This is a genomic window from Citrobacter sp. NCU1 (assembly GCF_010231475.1).
Taxonomy (GTDB): domain Bacteria; phylum Pseudomonadota; class Gammaproteobacteria; order Enterobacterales; family Enterobacteriaceae; genus Citrobacter_D.
In genome coordinates, this window is the sequence record NZ_NRDO01000039.1 from 1 (window position 1) to 14,555 (window position 14,555).

Genomic DNA, 14,555 nt, shown 5'->3' on the forward strand with positions numbered 1-14,555 from the left:
GGGAAACTTTATGATAACTGCATTATGGTGGTTCACCATATTCTATGGCGTTTACGTTATGACCAGGTACGGAAGTTTCCCTCTACGAGGAATAAATGGGAAAAAAAGAGCGAAGTAACATTGTTAGAATCGGAAAAGCAATAAGAGCTAATAAAAAGAAGTTCACCACCACGCTAAAAAATTGTTCACGAGAATCTATTCCAGGCGAGTTAATAACCATAGTTCGAGAATATCCCGCAGTAGTACCAACCGGATCAGAGTTTGAACTATTGCAGGATGTTCTATCGTCAACGGACAACGTTTATTACAAGCCACGCCGCCGCCGTGAATACCAAATCGATAGTAGTCAACTTAGATCCTGGCAGGTGAAGGGGTGGGAACACTACGCCGATTTTGTGGGGTATTGCCAAACGTGGGGATTATCCCATCACACGCAAGACCTCGATTTTATTTTTAATGATGAAAAGGAGATACACGATTAATGCACTTGGGAACTACAAGAACTAAACGATTTGCGCAGCACGTCAAATGCTGTGAATGGTATTACGATGAAATCGAAAACATCACCAATGACGCTTTCCTGAAAGACGAAGAAAAAATAACGGCGCTTGATGATTTGGAAAATAAGATTCTCACATTAGCCGCGCCATTTCTGGCAGTGGCAACCACAATCAAAACTAATAAGGAACAACTGACCAAATGACTAAAAACGATATTGATGATGCCCTGCAAGAATTACACGATAGCCTGATTATTCCGATGCTGGACGCAGCTACAGACGCATACCGCGAGGAAACGCCTGACAGCCTCGCAGAGGCTGTTAAAACGCTTCACCTGTCAACGGTGGCATTGCAGGGGATTATCGCTTCAGTGGAGGTTACAGAAGCCTTACACACCGATCAGGACGTGCTCTGGGAAGTCTCACGAGTGGCAAGGCTGATTGTCGATTGTCAGCAGGATTTAGAAGCGTTGGTGCAGGGGATGACCGAAGAAGTTCAGGTTAGTGAAGCTGAAAAAAATTAAATGATAATGATAATTATTCTTGACATTCATAACGAAATCGGTTATACTAAAAATAAGGTGATATAAAACTCACTTCTCCGCTTCTTCTATGGGTTCCTCCTTATAGATTTCCCTGGTAGCTCCAGGCGAGAGGATGGCTACGCAATTAGCCCTCTTCTCTAAAATCGTTACTTCTCTCTTACGGTTTTGTTATGTGTCGTTTCACTGTCCTTGATATCGGTCTAACAAGGGGAGAGCGCTGCCCCGTTCCGGGATGATCCGGGGATATATCCGGCGCTCTCATCCTTCCTATGAGAATACATTATTTTAGAGAAGAGCAATCCTGCTCTTTACTCTCATTCATTCCGTTAGGGTGAATGTAGTCAGACAATCTCGAAGATTTTTCTTTGTTACGTCTGGCATTCTCTTATTACTATCCAGTGGTGATATTGAGATTCCATTGATCACATCTGCCAGCGTGAAAGCAAATCACCTGATAGTGATCAGCGGGGTTTATCCTAAGACTCCCCGCACCAATAAAGCCGACCGTAGCACGTTGGCTTTATTTTTATTCCGTTCATAACAAAATAAGTTAGGAGGAACGATATGTTCCTGATGAATTCCACGAAGCATATTAGCAAGCTGGCTGATGAAATAACATCTTACACAGATGATCAGCTTTCAGTTATTGCCAAATGTGCCGGATGCTCTGTTGAGGAGTTGAAATCTTCACAGCAGACAATAACCAAAACCTTAAATACTCCTGTTAATCCTCTTGATGGATTACAGGCACGATTAAAAATATTAGCTCAAGGAAAATAATAATGCAGTTTGGACAGTTTCAAACATTAAACGGGGATAACAGCCACGCCCGTTACAAAGTGGTGGCATATTGCGACGATGCAATTCTTCAAGACAAGCTGATCCGTGTGGAATCCGGTATTCCTGATTCTCTCATTGTTGGCTCCCTCGTAACCGATACAGGCGCAAAAGCTGCCGCTCCCGGTGATATTGCTTACGTGGTGGTAGAGCCAGCCAGCACAGGAAGCAAAGCCTTTATTGTGGCTTCCCCTGTACACGTCATTCTATTCCTTGCGGGGATCGAGTTTGGCGATCTGGATGAATCATTAGCTCAGGCACAGCTTGCAACGCTCGGCTTCACTTTCTCAGACTTCGACACTGTAGCGCTTCGCACTACGTAATAACCTCAAGGATAATAATAACAATGGCAAAAGATTTATTTAGTGGTGCTATCTTCGACAGCTTTTCAAGCCCGTTCACTTTCAGTACCCAACTCAATACCATCATTACAAACCTCGGATTATTCCGAGAGGAACACCACGCAGTTAATACTCTGGCACTGGAAAAGATCATTGATGTAAAAAATCTCGTGGCGAAGGAAAATAGCCCATACGCCCAATCAGATTGGTCGAGCGCCCAGCGTCCTGAGTTTACTAACGCTCTCTACCAGATGAAATTTTTCGGGATTCTGAACAGTGTCACGAGTTTAGATCTCCAGCAGTACGCCTCAAGAGGCATTAGTGATATTGCCGATCAGGTAAGTATTGCTCTGAGCGATTTCTCAGACTCACAATACAGTATGGCTAATAACGCCGTTGAAGTGGATTTGGTTAACGCTCTGCTTGGCCTGCGTGTTGATAGCGAGTTTGCCGGACAGGGCGATCTTGATTTCCTCGTTGGCGGTAATCGTACAGAATACACCCTCGACGTGAGCGACACGGCGAACATCTTCGAGCAATTGAGCGAGATCACTCGTATTCAGAATGTGGCGCTTGGTGAAGGGCTGGCACAACAGAAACAAGGTGTTGTGATCCTGGCTGCTGGCGCTGCTGCTAAAGCACTTCGCTACCATCCTTCTATCAAAGATTTTATGGTGTACACGCTGAACGTTAACGCCAGCGACAACTTCTATACACGAGCGGTAGCGGATAACCCTGCTTACGAGGCGTGGACTCTGAACGGGATCACCGTGATGGATGTAACAGGCTACAGCCTGATCACCGACAAAATCGGCGTGGACGGGTTCGCCGTCATTCCTCGTATGTCTGACAGTGCTAACGCGCTTGTTCTTCACACTGGGATCGGAGTGCGTCACCTGACATTAGGCAAAGAGGCCGCATTGCATCACCAATATGTGATTGCCGATGCTAAATGGCAGTTCCCATCTATTGCGACGGAATCCAGCTTCCTACCAATCAACAATATCCCTACGGCTATTGTATTCGGATCTCTGTCTGAGTAATCCCGATTAAAGAGAAAATCACGAGAGGGGGAGGGTGTAGAAATACGCTTTCCCCTTTTTCATTTGTAGAGGTAAATAATAATGGAACTAATCTTAAAGAGTGCCAAATCAGGCACAGTGAAAATAAACGATGCAACTGAGCTATTAACATTGGCTCAGATCTGCAAGATATACGGCGTGAGTTATAACGGAGTGCGCCAGCGTATGTACCAATACGGCGAATCCCCATCAAAGGCTATAGATTTCTTTATTGATAAACAAGGCGGTGGTGATGCTTGATATCAACGTTGCTTCCATCAAGACGACAGTTTCCTTTGTGGTGGATAAGCAAAGCATTGCAGAAGCGAAGAAAGCCGCCACTGACCTACAGAAGTATTTCCAGAAAATAGCCGATCCGAAAATTCGTTTTCAGGCTCAGAAGCAACGTAGACAGAAAGCGCGTGAACAGGTGGCAGATGCAAAAGCGGCTTCTCCTAAAACCTCCAATGACTTGAAGCAACAGCACCAGGCAGAGAAAGCGGCAAAAGTTCAGGCTCGTGAGGCTGAAAAGCTACGCCGTCGCAATGAAACCGCCGATCTGAAACGTCGATCCGCCGTTCTACAGATGAAAGGCATAGCTGGGAAATACGGCATTGATCCTGCGAAGCAATACCAATTTGCAAAATTTGCTCACGAGCAGACAGAGCTTTTCCGTAAAGGGCAGATCAGCAGTCAGAAGATGAATTATGAACTTCGTGAACGCATTGCTTTGTTGAGGCGTGAGAGTGCCGTCCAAGCAAAAATCACCGCATCCACACAGGCACAAGCGGCAGCGCTGAAACACGCCAAACGCACGGACTATGAAGGGGCTGCAAAGGGGATCAAAGAGCGTGGGCTGAATCTGATCGGCGGTGGCGGGGCGATTTTATCCGGCGCTGTTTTAGCTGCTGGCGGCGCTGGCATCCTGGGCCGTATCCGTGACAAAGGGAATGAAAACCTTGATTTGGTGAGAAAATCGGCCCTTGTTAAGACTAATCCTAACGTTGTGAAAACGCTGGTTGCATACGGACAGCAACACGGCATAGACAGCGCATCCGTAGACAAAATCACTGACAACTTCAAAGACGTGCGCGAGCGTTTGGGCGAGTCGATTTCAAATTCCACTTTCGATCAGAAGTCTGGAAAATGGAAGGGCGGCAACGGTGCGGTAGACAATGTTATGAACCTGTTCGGATGGGGTAAAAAAGACATAGCGAAGTTCCAGGATAGCCCTGCTGATTTTATTCAGGCAACAGTAAACGAAGGCCAGCGCCGTGGTATGTCTCAAGCGTCCATCGGGCATCTGATCGAGGATTACGGGGATGACCTGGCACACTATACCGATGCTTTCCTGAATAATGGCGCAGAGTATAACAAGACGCTGAAAAGCCTCGTTGACTCTGGTCAGACGCTGAACGATGAGCAGATTAAGCAAACCTACGCTTACGGCGATCTGTCCGTGGCTATGTCTTCCTTGATGAACGGCGTTGATAACAGTCTGTTCACTGGCTTTATGAAAGGCTTCGCTGACGGTGGCGACGACCTCGTGAAGAACACCAAAGTTATCACCGAAGCGGCGGGAAGCCTCGGAGAGGGCTTAGGCAATCTCTCGAAAGAAATCACCGGATTTGTGGGTGAGATCTCTGCTGTTGTGAGTGATATCAATGCTGGGCTTCGCAGTCGTTTCCCTCAATGGTTCACTGATAGCGATAAGCCAGCGGCTCAGGCTCTCTATGATGGTGCTGTGGGTGGTTCTGCGAATGCTACAGCGGATTGGATTCAGGATAAGACAGGGTGGGACAGCCGTTCAGTGGGGCCAGCTATTATGGATTGGTTGGGCGTTGGTGGCGGGAATGCTGGTACAGCGGCAAATCAATACAGCCTAAATGGTGATTCACTGCGTGGTTCTGCAATGTCACTCAGCAGCGGTAATACGCCAGCGTACACCCTAAATCCAACTTTTAATCTGCAAGTGAATCCTCAAGTGGGGCTGTCGCTGCAAAGTGATGTGAGTCGCTTGTCTGATTATATCGACTGGTCTGCAAAAGTGAGCGCGGATTCATTCACCCGCAGTCTGACGCTTTCAACACTGAGCGGTCAGAGCAGTACAGGCGGGTGATACATTAAAGGGGCTTATGCCCCTTTTTTCGTTTCTTATTTCGTTGATTGAGCTAACACCGTAGCTGCAAGCTGTTTGGTTTTTTCGCTTGAGCGTGGGTTATCGAGTGCCTTAGCTGCAACCGTTTCCATAGTTTCGCTGGTGTGGCTGGAGGCGACACGTTGAGCAAGCGCAGATGCTGCCAGGCGCTTTTGTAGTTTCGAAGCGTTTGGATCGTTTAAGGTTTGACCAGCGACAGAAGCGATTTTACTTGATGTTTGCTTAGGATTCTTTGTCATGCTCTCAGCCCTTTGGTAGTGGAGGTGTCATATGTAGTGTTTTTGCGTTAGTTATGGCACTACATATTGTGTGAATGATAATTCTCACCGCTTCACTTTACAATGATAAATAATCACTTCACTGGATAAATTTACAGCCGCCAAAATGTGCGGAATTTTATGCTGTTAAGTGGCCTATTTATGCGTTAACTTTAGTTGATAACACTGGTTTTATTGATCGCTATTTGTTCATAGTCCACCATCTCCACATACCCAGCTAACTCTTCCATGCTCGCGCCCTGGGAATAGGTGCGGAACGCTTCCGTTTTGGCTTTCTGTTCAGTGTGTCCGGTGATCGCCCCTACACGCTGCTCGGGGCATCCAGCACGGTCTAAGCAGGTGATGAACATCCCGCGCAAGCTGTGGAAGCATTGGCGATCTGTAGCTGTAGGTAAAACACGACGGCGTAGCCTGGTGAACGCTTGAGAGTAGAACGGGCCTTTCTTGCCGTCAGCGCGGTTAATCTTATTAGCCTGTGGGAATAGGTATTCTCCGTAGCCGTGGCTTAGGTATTCATCGACTATCGCAGATAGCTGGGAGTGAATAGGGACGTACCGTACCCCAGCTTTGGTTTTACTCTTGCTGATGTAGAAACAGCGCACACCTTCCACCGTCTGGATCTCCGACTTCTTGAGGCTTGCCAGTTCATCAAGGCGGCATCCTGAAAACAGCCCCATTAAGATGATGTTCCTGATTTCCGGCTCTGCTGCATCAAGTAGCTTTTGCAACTGGTCAGGCTCGAATGGTTGATAGCTCTCGATTGTTCGTCGTGCTTCGAGGTTGTGACCGTGAAAAGGATTGCGATCTGGTATGCCGTCGTAGCGGCGCTTTGCAAACTCATAGAGTGAGCCTAAGCACGTCAGCCAGTTTTGACGAGATTGATCGGCGGCCCCCTTTTCCTTTTGCGTTTCGAGAAACTCAGTAACCAGGCGACGGCCTATCCTTTCTAAAGCAATGTCCGGTTGTTTGGCACTTTCAAGGAATAGCTCAACGGCTCGCGCCGATTTGCTCAGCGTTGAATAAGAGCGGCGGTCTTTGTAGCTTTCGGCGTATTCGTCCCGTAATAGGCACAGAGTGGGAATCGAACAGGATCGCGCTACGGATTGAGGGCGGCTCTTGTTCTTTTTTCCTTCGGTATGCAAGGCGGCTATTGACTGCTGCAACCACTGATCCGGGTTACTCGGATTGTACTTCCGCTTTAACTCTTCCCATTCTAACAACAGGTGGTTTCTGAACCGTCGAGCCTCATTGAGATCGCGGGTTGAGGTGGTCTTTCGCCACATCCGACACGGATATAAAAATCTGAGGTACTTCGGTACGAAGATCTGAAACATCCAGATTCCGTCTTTTCGCTTGTATAAGTACGCCTGGCTCTTGATCGACACGATAATGATCCTCTATTATCACGTAATCAGTTACCTATGCTGATCGCAATATCGTTATCTGTCAGTAGGTTACAGAAGTGGAATGGATTTTTGTTCGATTCCCTTCGCCCGCTCCAGATCTCTCCCCTTGTGGCAAAATTTCGTTAAAACTCATTTTGCTATCAACAACTTACTTAACATAAGTTGTCGTGATCGTTCTACCATTGAACGACGATTTACCAACACAAGGTACACTGTTAGTTGTCACGGATAGTTACATGGAAATGAGAGTATAACTATTCGGCGGCGGCAGTTCCAACCTCACACCGCGATAGCACAACGTGAAGGCAAAGCCTGATCCGGGCATTGATTCTCATAACCTTACAGTGAAGCGCATTTTTTGCCGATGCTCCCACATGCCACACGTCGCGATGACGTTGCAGGGAATAAACAGGTTTATGGTGGTGTTCGTACCTGCACACGAAATGCAGGCTCTGCCAGCGGTTCGGCCTCGCTCCTTCGGGTACATGGTCATCCTGATAAACTTCACTGTCTGACATAACCCTGATGAAGTCGCCTAACGGCTCCGCGCGTTGTCTTACCACCAACGGGCTTATTGGCTTCTATTGTCTAATCCTTGAAGTGTACTTTTCACCTTCCTCTTTGTAATGGTATGCTATTCGTTATGTCAAAAATGACATAACGAAAAAGAGGAATTTATGTCAACAGCTTCGACTAAGAATGGCAAAGGGCTTATTTCGGGGGCGATTATTGGTGCTTTAGGTGGGTTGATTGGGCTTGGTGGTGCGGAGTTTCGTCTACCTGTCCTTAAAGGTACTTTCAAGATGCCTACTCTTGAGGCCGTTATCTTTAACAAGGCAATGAGCTTAACCGTGGTTGCCGTAGCCTTGTTATTTCGCACTAAATCCATCTCACTTGATCAACTAATGGGACACCTTGACATAGTGCTCAATTTGCTGGCTGGTAGCCTTGTTGGGGCATGGTGGGCAGCAGGGCGAGCTATGAAAATGTCTCGCGTTTGGCTGGATAGAATCATCCTTATTTTACTTGTACTTCTGTCCCTCGTGATGCTCTCGGAGGCATGGCTGCCCCTGCACAATAGCTCTGGTGGGCTTTTTATGCCGGGCACAGCAACAGTTATCGCTGGGGTGATCTCAGGTTTCTTTATAGGGGTTGTCGCTGCATTGCTCGGTGTAGCGGGTGGAGAGTTGCTTATTCCGACTATCGTTATCTTGTTCGGTGCTGATATCAAATTAGCTGGGAGCTTATCGTTGATGATTAGCTTGCCGACAATGATTGTCGGTTTTTTCCGGTATACGAATGCCGACGCATTCCAAATTCTGAAAACTGAGAAATCACTATTTATCTGGATGGTGGTCGGTTCTGTTATCGGTGCTGCGATTGGTGGTTTAATGGTTGGTCTAATTCCTGTTAAAGCACTAATGACGTTATTGGGAGTGGTACTCATGATCTCCGCAATCAAGACTTTCAAACATACTCGCCAAACCAGCGATGCGACCGTGTGAGGGCTTATGAACAGCATTATTGAAAAGCCTAATTGCCTATTAGTGAGGCCGCGAATCTACGTCAACGACAACATTTCGATTGGTCCTGGGAAAATTGATCTGCTGAGAGCAATTGATGGTTTTCACTCACTGTCTGCTGCGGCTAAAGATGTTGGTGTACCGTATAAACGAGCTTGGTTACTGATTGACTCTCTCAACAAGGGGATTGGCAAACCTGTAGTTATTACTTCGACGGGGGGTAATAAAGGCGGTGGTACGATTTTAACTCCTCTTGGACGTAAGTTGCTGGAAAATTACGATAAATTAGAAGCTCACCTTAACGAACAGTCTCAACAAGGTTTGCAGGAATTAGAGTCGATTATCTTCGAAGGCAATCACAGCGTTTAGCTTTACCAAAAAGGGGGCATTACGCCCCCTGGAGTATTAACTATTACCCTCTCAAAGCCTGTAACCACATCATTAGCAAATGTAGTTGGCTCCCTGTCATTGCTGGCACTTTAACCCGTCTTCCGGCTTCGACGTTGCACAGCGCGAGCGCTAACGCCATAATGTGCTGATTCGGCATTTCCTGATCTCCGTTGGGATTGTTGGATACGGTGGAGGCTGTCTTCCGGCAAGTTGCCAGCCTTCGCCACTTCTTCGGTTACTGCATGTTGATTGTGTTTATAATCCAGTCTCTTTCCTGCTCCGTTAGCTCAAGTTTGTTCACTCGCGTTAAAAATGTATTAATCACCTGAATGTCAGAGTCAGTGATCCGCTTTAAGAGTTCTGGTGGGATACCCTTGCTAACAATCGCTTTGCGGTGGCTCTCGTAGTTTTTACTCATTGTTATTTCTCAAATGTTCTGGTGTATTTGCACTGTTCGGACGGTCTGATCGTTACTGTCTCTGTAAAGTTGGCGTTGCTGTAGATGCACACCTTAGCGTTTCCTGTCTCCTGTTCGTCACTGAGAATTAGAGTAATCTGTGTGGCATTCGCAAGGGCTGGCAGTAGTGCCAGTGTCAGCACCAGTAAATTGTTTTTCATGTTTATCCCCTTATAAATCCATCTCATTGATCACCCGGCTAACGGCTTGTTTGTCTAAGTCCAGATAGCGCCTGGTATCGGTGATGTTGCTGTGATTGAGCACGGTCATAGCTAACGCGATGTTGTTTGCTGAACGCTTATAGATTGCATTGCCGCCAGCTTTGCGGAAGCTGTGCGCCGATACAGTGCCATGAATCCCGATAGCTTTAGCGGCTTCTGCGATCTGCTTGCTCACTTCCTCGCGTCGTACAGGCGCTTGCTTGTTCATCGAGCGGTTACGCTGACTCCTGAACACATGTACATCATTTGGAAACTCAGCACGACGACGTGCGATCATCTGCATCACTGGAGCCGGAAGGGTGAGGGCTTTACGCTTCCCTGTTTTCTGTTCTTCTATGTCAATCTCACCATTGATCACTTCGTCGAAGCGTAACGCGACGGCATCCCCCACACGCAGTACGGCGGCTTGCATCATTAACGTAACGTCAGCTATCAGGCTCTTGTTATGAGCGTTTAGCCACTCCCTGATCGCTTTAGCTTGCTGTTCGTCTAACACTACGGCTCTGTTCAATTTACCCTCCTTTAAGGTCACACATCTAAATGCGTTATATAAATATTATGATCATTTTCAGTTGTTTGCAAGAAAAGTGATCAAAAATTGATCTGTGTTGTGTGTGGTAAATGGCGCAGTTGTGTCCAGTGCTGAACGCGAAGATCAGGCACACCCAGATCGAAATCTGCATGATTTTGAAATATCTTCAACAAAATCATCGAGTTGGCATTTATAAACATGTGTTTGAACATTGCCAAACCATCAGATCGGCACGAAGAAGAGCGGGAACACCCGAACATCACACTACAAGAGGTTGTGTGTGGTTATTGTTTATCTTATTGATTTTGCGTTGGTAAATTTAATGTTGTAAGGCGAGGGCGGCGCTAACCTGCCAGTATGCACGGTGTATGCAGAGTTTATGCACTTAAAATTGATTGCATGATGAAATCATTTGAAAGCTGATCATTTGAGTGCTTTGGCATGGAAAAAAATCGAATTGTTACTTTATAACAAAAAGTCGTTAAGCAGGACGGGCTTACATCAAAGTGATGATCGTTGTGACAATAAGTGACAAGCCGCACGGGGCAAGGCTTCTACATAGTTAACCATTTCTACAATGAAAGTGACTTATGCAGTTTGGCTACATTTACCCCTGATCTTTACCTGCCAATTACCAGCGGATTAGATGCTTGTTTGATAGGAATAACCTGAGATTAATCTTAGGGTTGTTGTATGGACGGTACGCAGTGAGCAGGGCGACGATCTACCGTTGGGTGAAGAGATAACCCCTATCAAGATTGATACCCCTATCAGAACTGATACCCCCACCCCTATCAATTTTGACAGGACTACCCCTATCAAGTCTGATACCCAATAAGAATGACTTAATAACAATAACCTAATAAGAATGATCTTTATTCTTTTAGGGTTTTGCGCTGGTCGCAAAGATCATTTGCTGGCGGCTCTTCGCCGTCACTCCAGGCAAGCAGCCTTACTCCGCTACCTTTCGGGCTACGTTGGCTGGCCTCGTTCCGCTCGCGACGCTACGCAAGTTACACCCTCTGTATGGTGCAATGGCTTTGCCACCGTGAAACGGTTGCACATGATCATTTCGCCGTGGGCGAATACCTTTGCGCTGTGCGCGTGATGTAACCATGTTCCCAACCATCTAACGATGATTGACACATGCTAACTCTACCTAACGACAATTCGCCTTCCTACGTCCTGTTGTCCGTAGTCATGCTCATTCTCGAAGGTAGAGCGGCTAAGGCTCACTTTCACCGTGCTACGGTTCAGTTCACTAAGCCTCAATCCAATACCGACACCTACGATCCTGATAACTACGGTTATCCGTCTGTAGTTGTGCTATTGGTTTCGGAAGTAAATGCCAGAGGTGCGCCATACGTCACCAGACGCGCTGTAAGCGATTTTAAGAGGGTGGCTGGTGCAATGGTAGCCTGAAAGCGTCAGAACGCCGTAGAGAGGGGTACAGGAGCTTTTTGGTGATGAGCATAGGTTAACTGCTTGGGAATGGATCATATCACAAACTTACCTTGACTGATAGGGTTTAAATTTTTCCACAAAGAGCATTAATCGCAAAGTAAAAATGCAACGCATTGAAATTGATCAGAAATATTTAACAAAATCGCCGTTAAGGGGTTGACAAAAGTTTAGAAATGGGTTAGAATAACCACATAGCATAAAACTTTACCCACATAATCCATCAACGCACTTTGAGCCGTCAGGCTGCAAGGTGTTTTTTCTTTATACGCCTAACCAAGGAGGCCACACTGAGATATTTCGACGTTGAAGACACTCTTCGACAATTAACAGACGGAACCACCACCCGTTACCACATCCGAGCATTACGCAATGCCTGCCGTGCTCGCGGCTACCACGAACGAGAAGCCTTTCTCACAGAAGTATTGAAGCGATGGGATGAAATCCGCGCTTCGACCACTGAATAATCTCACGAAGGAGAAGACACGATGAAAATCAATTTCACAACAGAAACTTACGAGGCGTTGATCAACCGTGCCAACAAAGAAGACAAACCCGCTGCCGCTCTGGTATCGGAACTCATAACAGCGATCCTTAGCAAAGAGGAAAATAATGAAGACAGCAAAACACGTAAAGCCATTCCTGGCGATTGACTATGATTTACTCGGAATCACTTCCGTAGAAGTTAACGGCGAAACTCACGAAGTAAAACTTCACCACAAGATCGTTTATTCCTATCTGCAAAGCCTGTCCGGTACGTTCAAACAAGTAACCCCTTCATTAACTGGTATCGGTGATCGGCTTGGACTCGGTACTGATCAAACTGTACGCCGCCACATTAAAGACCTCGTGTCTTTTGGTTGGGTGCAAGTTATTAGTGAAGGCCGTAAAGGGATGACAAACATTTATATTGTCCTACCGTATGCACCAGAAGCGAAGTCAGAAGCCCCGGAAGAAGTTCCAGCACCAACAATGACCAATGTTATAGAGGAAGCTGTGATTGTGTCTGAGAGCGCCACTGAAAGCGCTGTAACAACCACGGAAAGCGATCAGACGGTCATTGATGAGGATATGGCTCTTGAGGTTGTTTGTAAGCGGCTCTCACAGCCTGATAGCCTTAGACAAAGCCAAAGATACGACACATTTACAGCTTATGCGCGTCGTGTCCTGCGTAATGACGGCAAGCGCTTATCAAGCAGATTCGAGGAGAGGTTAGAAGAACGTTTCGAACAACTTCACCCGCATCTTTATTCAAGATTCGACCCAATACCATTTTAACCAGGAGGATTATGATCAATCTTTACTGCCTCAATGAGGCTGCCAAGCACCAATTTCAAGTTAATGACGTTTGTTACCGCATCTATAACCACCTCGCAAGCCTCCACCGTGAGAACGGAATATTCCGTTCCAGTGTGAAACAACTTTCAAGCGCTCTGGGCTACTCGGAAAGCGGAATCCGCTATTGGCTGTTCCTGATGCGAGATGCCAAAGTGATCACCATCACTCGAAGAGGTGGCTATTACGATTTCGACGTTAACCACAACGTTTCTTTCATCACCTCGAACCACTAAGCCGAGGTGCAATGTCTAAGAAAGAACGGAACACCCTCACCCGTATAGAACGGGAAAATGTCAACAGGATCGGTAAAGCCTCGCAAGTACGAACAAAACGCCTCTACGTAAAATCCCTTGAGGAAATCCCTGGGGAGCTTATCGAAACAGTGACAGAAGTTCATTCAACACCGCCCTCTGTGGAAGAGTGGGCCGCGTTAAATGATCTCCTCGAATGTTCAAGCGGAGTTTATTACCGCCCCCGCAAGCGCAAAGTTTACACCTACGATGATAGCCAGCTTCACCGCTGGCAATGCCTGGGCTTCGATAGCCTAAACCACTACCTAACATACAACGCAATGAACAACACCGTGGCGGGAGCCAGGGACTTTGATGAATTATTCCACATTGGAGACAGCTATACAGAATGATCACAGAAATAACAGAACAAGAATACTTTCAACAGCGTATGCAATACATGCAGGATTTAGTTAAACAAGCTGAAAGGGCTGAACAGGCACAGGATGTTAATAAGGTGGAATACCTCCTTGATGTGCTGGCAACGGAAATAGCGCCGTTTCAAGTGGCGCTGAACATCGTCAAAGCAGCAAAGGGACGGCTAACAAATGACTAAGTATGAAATTGAAGACGCACTGGACGAATTCCACGAACAGCTACACATGCCACTTCTTGACGCAGTGAACGCCGTATACAAAGCAAGCCCTGAGAAAGCATCTGAGAGCCTCCCTGAGGCCGTTAAAAAGCTCTCCCTTGCAGCGGTGGCGCTGGAAGGTATCATCATCACTGTAGAGCGTACAGGCAGCCTACGAGAGGATCAGGAACTGGTAGGGGAAGTTACACAGTTGGCGCTGTCCCTGGCAGCGTGTAAGGACGAACTGAGCGATCAGCTACAAAACCATGTTGCATAACTATTCACTTAAATTGAATAAACCCCTTGACAATTCGTAACGAAAATGTTATAGTGGCTATAGGGACTCAACAAACGTATCGAATCACGTTTCTCTCCCTCGTATGTCAATACACTCCCGAGAATGCCGTTTCCCATAGGCGGCGCGCTCTCCCCCTGAGTGTGTTCCCTGAAAGCGGTTGTTTTCCTTTGTTGTGTCGGTTCCAAAGGGGCGCGGACGCTACTGCTTTTTGTCGGGCAGTGGCGACCAATCCCCGCGCCATCCTCTTTCAGAGAGCACATTCCGTGTTCTATGCCTTATAACCATCCTTCATGGATTATAAGCAGTCAGACAAACATCAAAGTTACGTCTGGCATTCTCTTATTAT

At 46.8% G+C, this 14,555-nt stretch carries 21 protein-coding genes; 16 read left to right on the forward strand and 5 right to left on the reverse strand.

Annotated elements, in window-relative coordinates:
- The first annotated feature begins 95 nt into the window (after positions 1 to 95).
- From CJP72_RS25535 to CJP72_RS12755, 8 genes are all read left to right on the forward strand, one after another.
- Entirely contained in the window at positions 96 to 482 is a 387-nt protein-coding gene (locus tag CJP72_RS25535) for a hypothetical protein (protein ID WP_238340062.1), read from the forward strand.
- Positions 482 to 703, forward strand: coding sequence for a hypothetical protein (locus CJP72_RS12725; RefSeq protein ID WP_162381638.1), 222 nt, complete (start codon positions 482 to 484; stop codon positions 701 to 703). The genes CJP72_RS25535 and CJP72_RS12725 overlap by 1 nt, the downstream gene beginning before the upstream one ends.
- Entirely contained in the window at positions 700 to 1,023 is a 324-nt protein-coding gene (locus CJP72_RS12730; RefSeq protein ID WP_162381640.1) for a hypothetical protein, read from the forward strand. The genes CJP72_RS12725 and CJP72_RS12730 overlap by 4 nt, the downstream gene beginning before the upstream one ends.
- 585 nt (positions 1,024 to 1,608) lie before the next feature.
- A complete protein-coding gene (locus CJP72_RS12735; protein ID WP_162381642.1) occupies positions 1,609 to 1,824 on the forward strand; it encodes a hypothetical protein in 216 nt (71 codons plus the stop codon).
- Between the two features lie 2 nt (positions 1,825 to 1,826).
- Positions 1,827 to 2,204: a hypothetical protein gene (locus tag CJP72_RS12740; protein ID WP_162381644.1), complete on the forward strand. Its 378-nt coding sequence runs from the start codon at positions 1,827 to 1,829 to the stop codon at positions 2,202 to 2,204.
- Between the two features lie 23 nt (positions 2,205 to 2,227).
- Positions 2,228 to 3,265, forward strand: coding sequence for a major capsid protein (locus CJP72_RS12745; RefSeq protein WP_162381646.1), 1,038 nt, complete (start codon positions 2,228 to 2,230; stop codon positions 3,263 to 3,265).
- Positions 3,266 to 3,346: 81 nt separating this feature from the next.
- Complete coding sequence (locus tag CJP72_RS12750; protein WP_162381648.1) at positions 3,347 to 3,544, forward strand: hypothetical protein; 198 nt, start codon at positions 3,347 to 3,349, stop codon at positions 3,542 to 3,544.
- Positions 3,537 to 5,402: a cell envelope integrity protein TolA gene (locus CJP72_RS12755; RefSeq protein ID WP_162381650.1), complete on the forward strand. Its 1,866-nt coding sequence runs from the start codon at positions 3,537 to 3,539 to the stop codon at positions 5,400 to 5,402. Before CJP72_RS12750 ends, CJP72_RS12755 begins: the two co-directional genes overlap by 8 nt.
- Before the next feature lie 35 nt (positions 5,403 to 5,437).
- On the opposite strand, the gene CJP72_RS12760 is transcribed toward CJP72_RS12755, so the two are convergent.
- Positions 5,438 to 5,680 (reverse strand): hypothetical protein, encoded by a 243-nt coding sequence (locus CJP72_RS12760; protein ID WP_162381652.1) that lies wholly within the window; start codon positions 5,678 to 5,680, stop codon positions 5,438 to 5,440.
- A 191-nt stretch (positions 5,681 to 5,871) separates the two neighbouring features.
- On the reverse strand, positions 5,872 to 7,104 hold the full coding sequence (locus CJP72_RS12765) for a tyrosine-type recombinase/integrase (RefSeq protein WP_162381653.1): 1,233 nt from the start codon (positions 7,102 to 7,104) through the stop codon (positions 5,872 to 5,874).
- Between the two features lie 698 nt (positions 7,105 to 7,802).
- On the opposite strand from CJP72_RS12765, the gene CJP72_RS12770 reads away from it, so the two are divergent.
- Positions 7,803 to 8,630, forward strand: coding sequence for a sulfite exporter TauE/SafE family protein (locus tag CJP72_RS12770; protein WP_162381655.1), 828 nt, complete (start codon positions 7,803 to 7,805; stop codon positions 8,628 to 8,630).
- A gap of 6 nt (positions 8,631 to 8,636) precedes the next feature.
- Positions 8,637 to 9,017: a winged helix-turn-helix domain-containing protein gene (locus CJP72_RS12775; protein WP_162381657.1), complete on the forward strand. Its 381-nt coding sequence runs from the start codon at positions 8,637 to 8,639 to the stop codon at positions 9,015 to 9,017.
- A gap of 256 nt (positions 9,018 to 9,273) precedes the next feature.
- Here CJP72_RS12775 and CJP72_RS12780 read toward each other — a convergent pair whose 3' ends face one another.
- Genes CJP72_RS12780 through CJP72_RS12790 form a run of 3 tightly spaced genes read right to left on the reverse strand, consistent with a single transcriptional unit; the run spans position 9,274 to position 10,227 of the window.
- A complete protein-coding gene (locus tag CJP72_RS12780) occupies positions 9,274 to 9,456 on the reverse strand; it encodes a hypothetical protein (protein ID WP_162381659.1) in 183 nt (60 codons plus the stop codon).
- A gap of 2 nt (positions 9,457 to 9,458) precedes the next feature.
- Complete coding sequence (locus CJP72_RS12785) at positions 9,459 to 9,656, reverse strand: hypothetical protein (RefSeq protein ID WP_162381661.1); 198 nt, start codon at positions 9,654 to 9,656, stop codon at positions 9,459 to 9,461.
- 10 nt (positions 9,657 to 9,666) lie between these two features.
- A complete protein-coding gene (locus CJP72_RS12790; RefSeq protein WP_025105992.1) occupies positions 9,667 to 10,227 on the reverse strand; it encodes a tyrosine-type recombinase/integrase in 561 nt (186 codons plus the stop codon).
- A 1,970-nt stretch (positions 10,228 to 12,197) separates the two neighbouring features.
- Here CJP72_RS12790 and CJP72_RS25230 point away from each other — a divergent pair.
- From CJP72_RS25230 to CJP72_RS12815, 6 genes are read left to right on the forward strand one after another with little or no spacing between them, the layout of a single operon-like run.
- Positions 12,198 to 12,362, forward strand: coding sequence for a hypothetical protein (locus tag CJP72_RS25230; RefSeq protein ID WP_193568708.1), 165 nt, complete (start codon positions 12,198 to 12,200; stop codon positions 12,360 to 12,362).
- Positions 12,322 to 12,987: a helix-turn-helix domain-containing protein gene (locus CJP72_RS12795; protein ID WP_162381663.1), complete on the forward strand. Its 666-nt coding sequence runs from the start codon at positions 12,322 to 12,324 to the stop codon at positions 12,985 to 12,987. The genes CJP72_RS25230 and CJP72_RS12795 overlap by 41 nt, the downstream gene beginning before the upstream one ends.
- Before the next feature lie 11 nt (positions 12,988 to 12,998).
- Positions 12,999 to 13,280, forward strand: a complete 282-nt coding sequence (locus CJP72_RS12800) for a hypothetical protein (protein ID WP_162381664.1) — start codon at positions 12,999 to 13,001, stop codon at positions 13,278 to 13,280.
- A gap of 11 nt (positions 13,281 to 13,291) precedes the next feature.
- Complete coding sequence (locus CJP72_RS12805) at positions 13,292 to 13,690, forward strand: hypothetical protein (protein WP_162381666.1); 399 nt, start codon at positions 13,292 to 13,294, stop codon at positions 13,688 to 13,690.
- Complete coding sequence (locus CJP72_RS12810; protein WP_162381668.1) at positions 13,687 to 13,893, forward strand: hypothetical protein; 207 nt, start codon at positions 13,687 to 13,689, stop codon at positions 13,891 to 13,893. Before CJP72_RS12805 ends, CJP72_RS12810 begins: the two co-directional genes overlap by 4 nt.
- Positions 13,886 to 14,188, forward strand: coding sequence for a hypothetical protein (locus CJP72_RS12815; protein ID WP_162381669.1), 303 nt, complete (start codon positions 13,886 to 13,888; stop codon positions 14,186 to 14,188). The genes CJP72_RS12810 and CJP72_RS12815 overlap by 8 nt, the downstream gene beginning before the upstream one ends.
- The last annotated feature ends 367 nt before the right edge of the window (positions 14,189 to 14,555 follow it).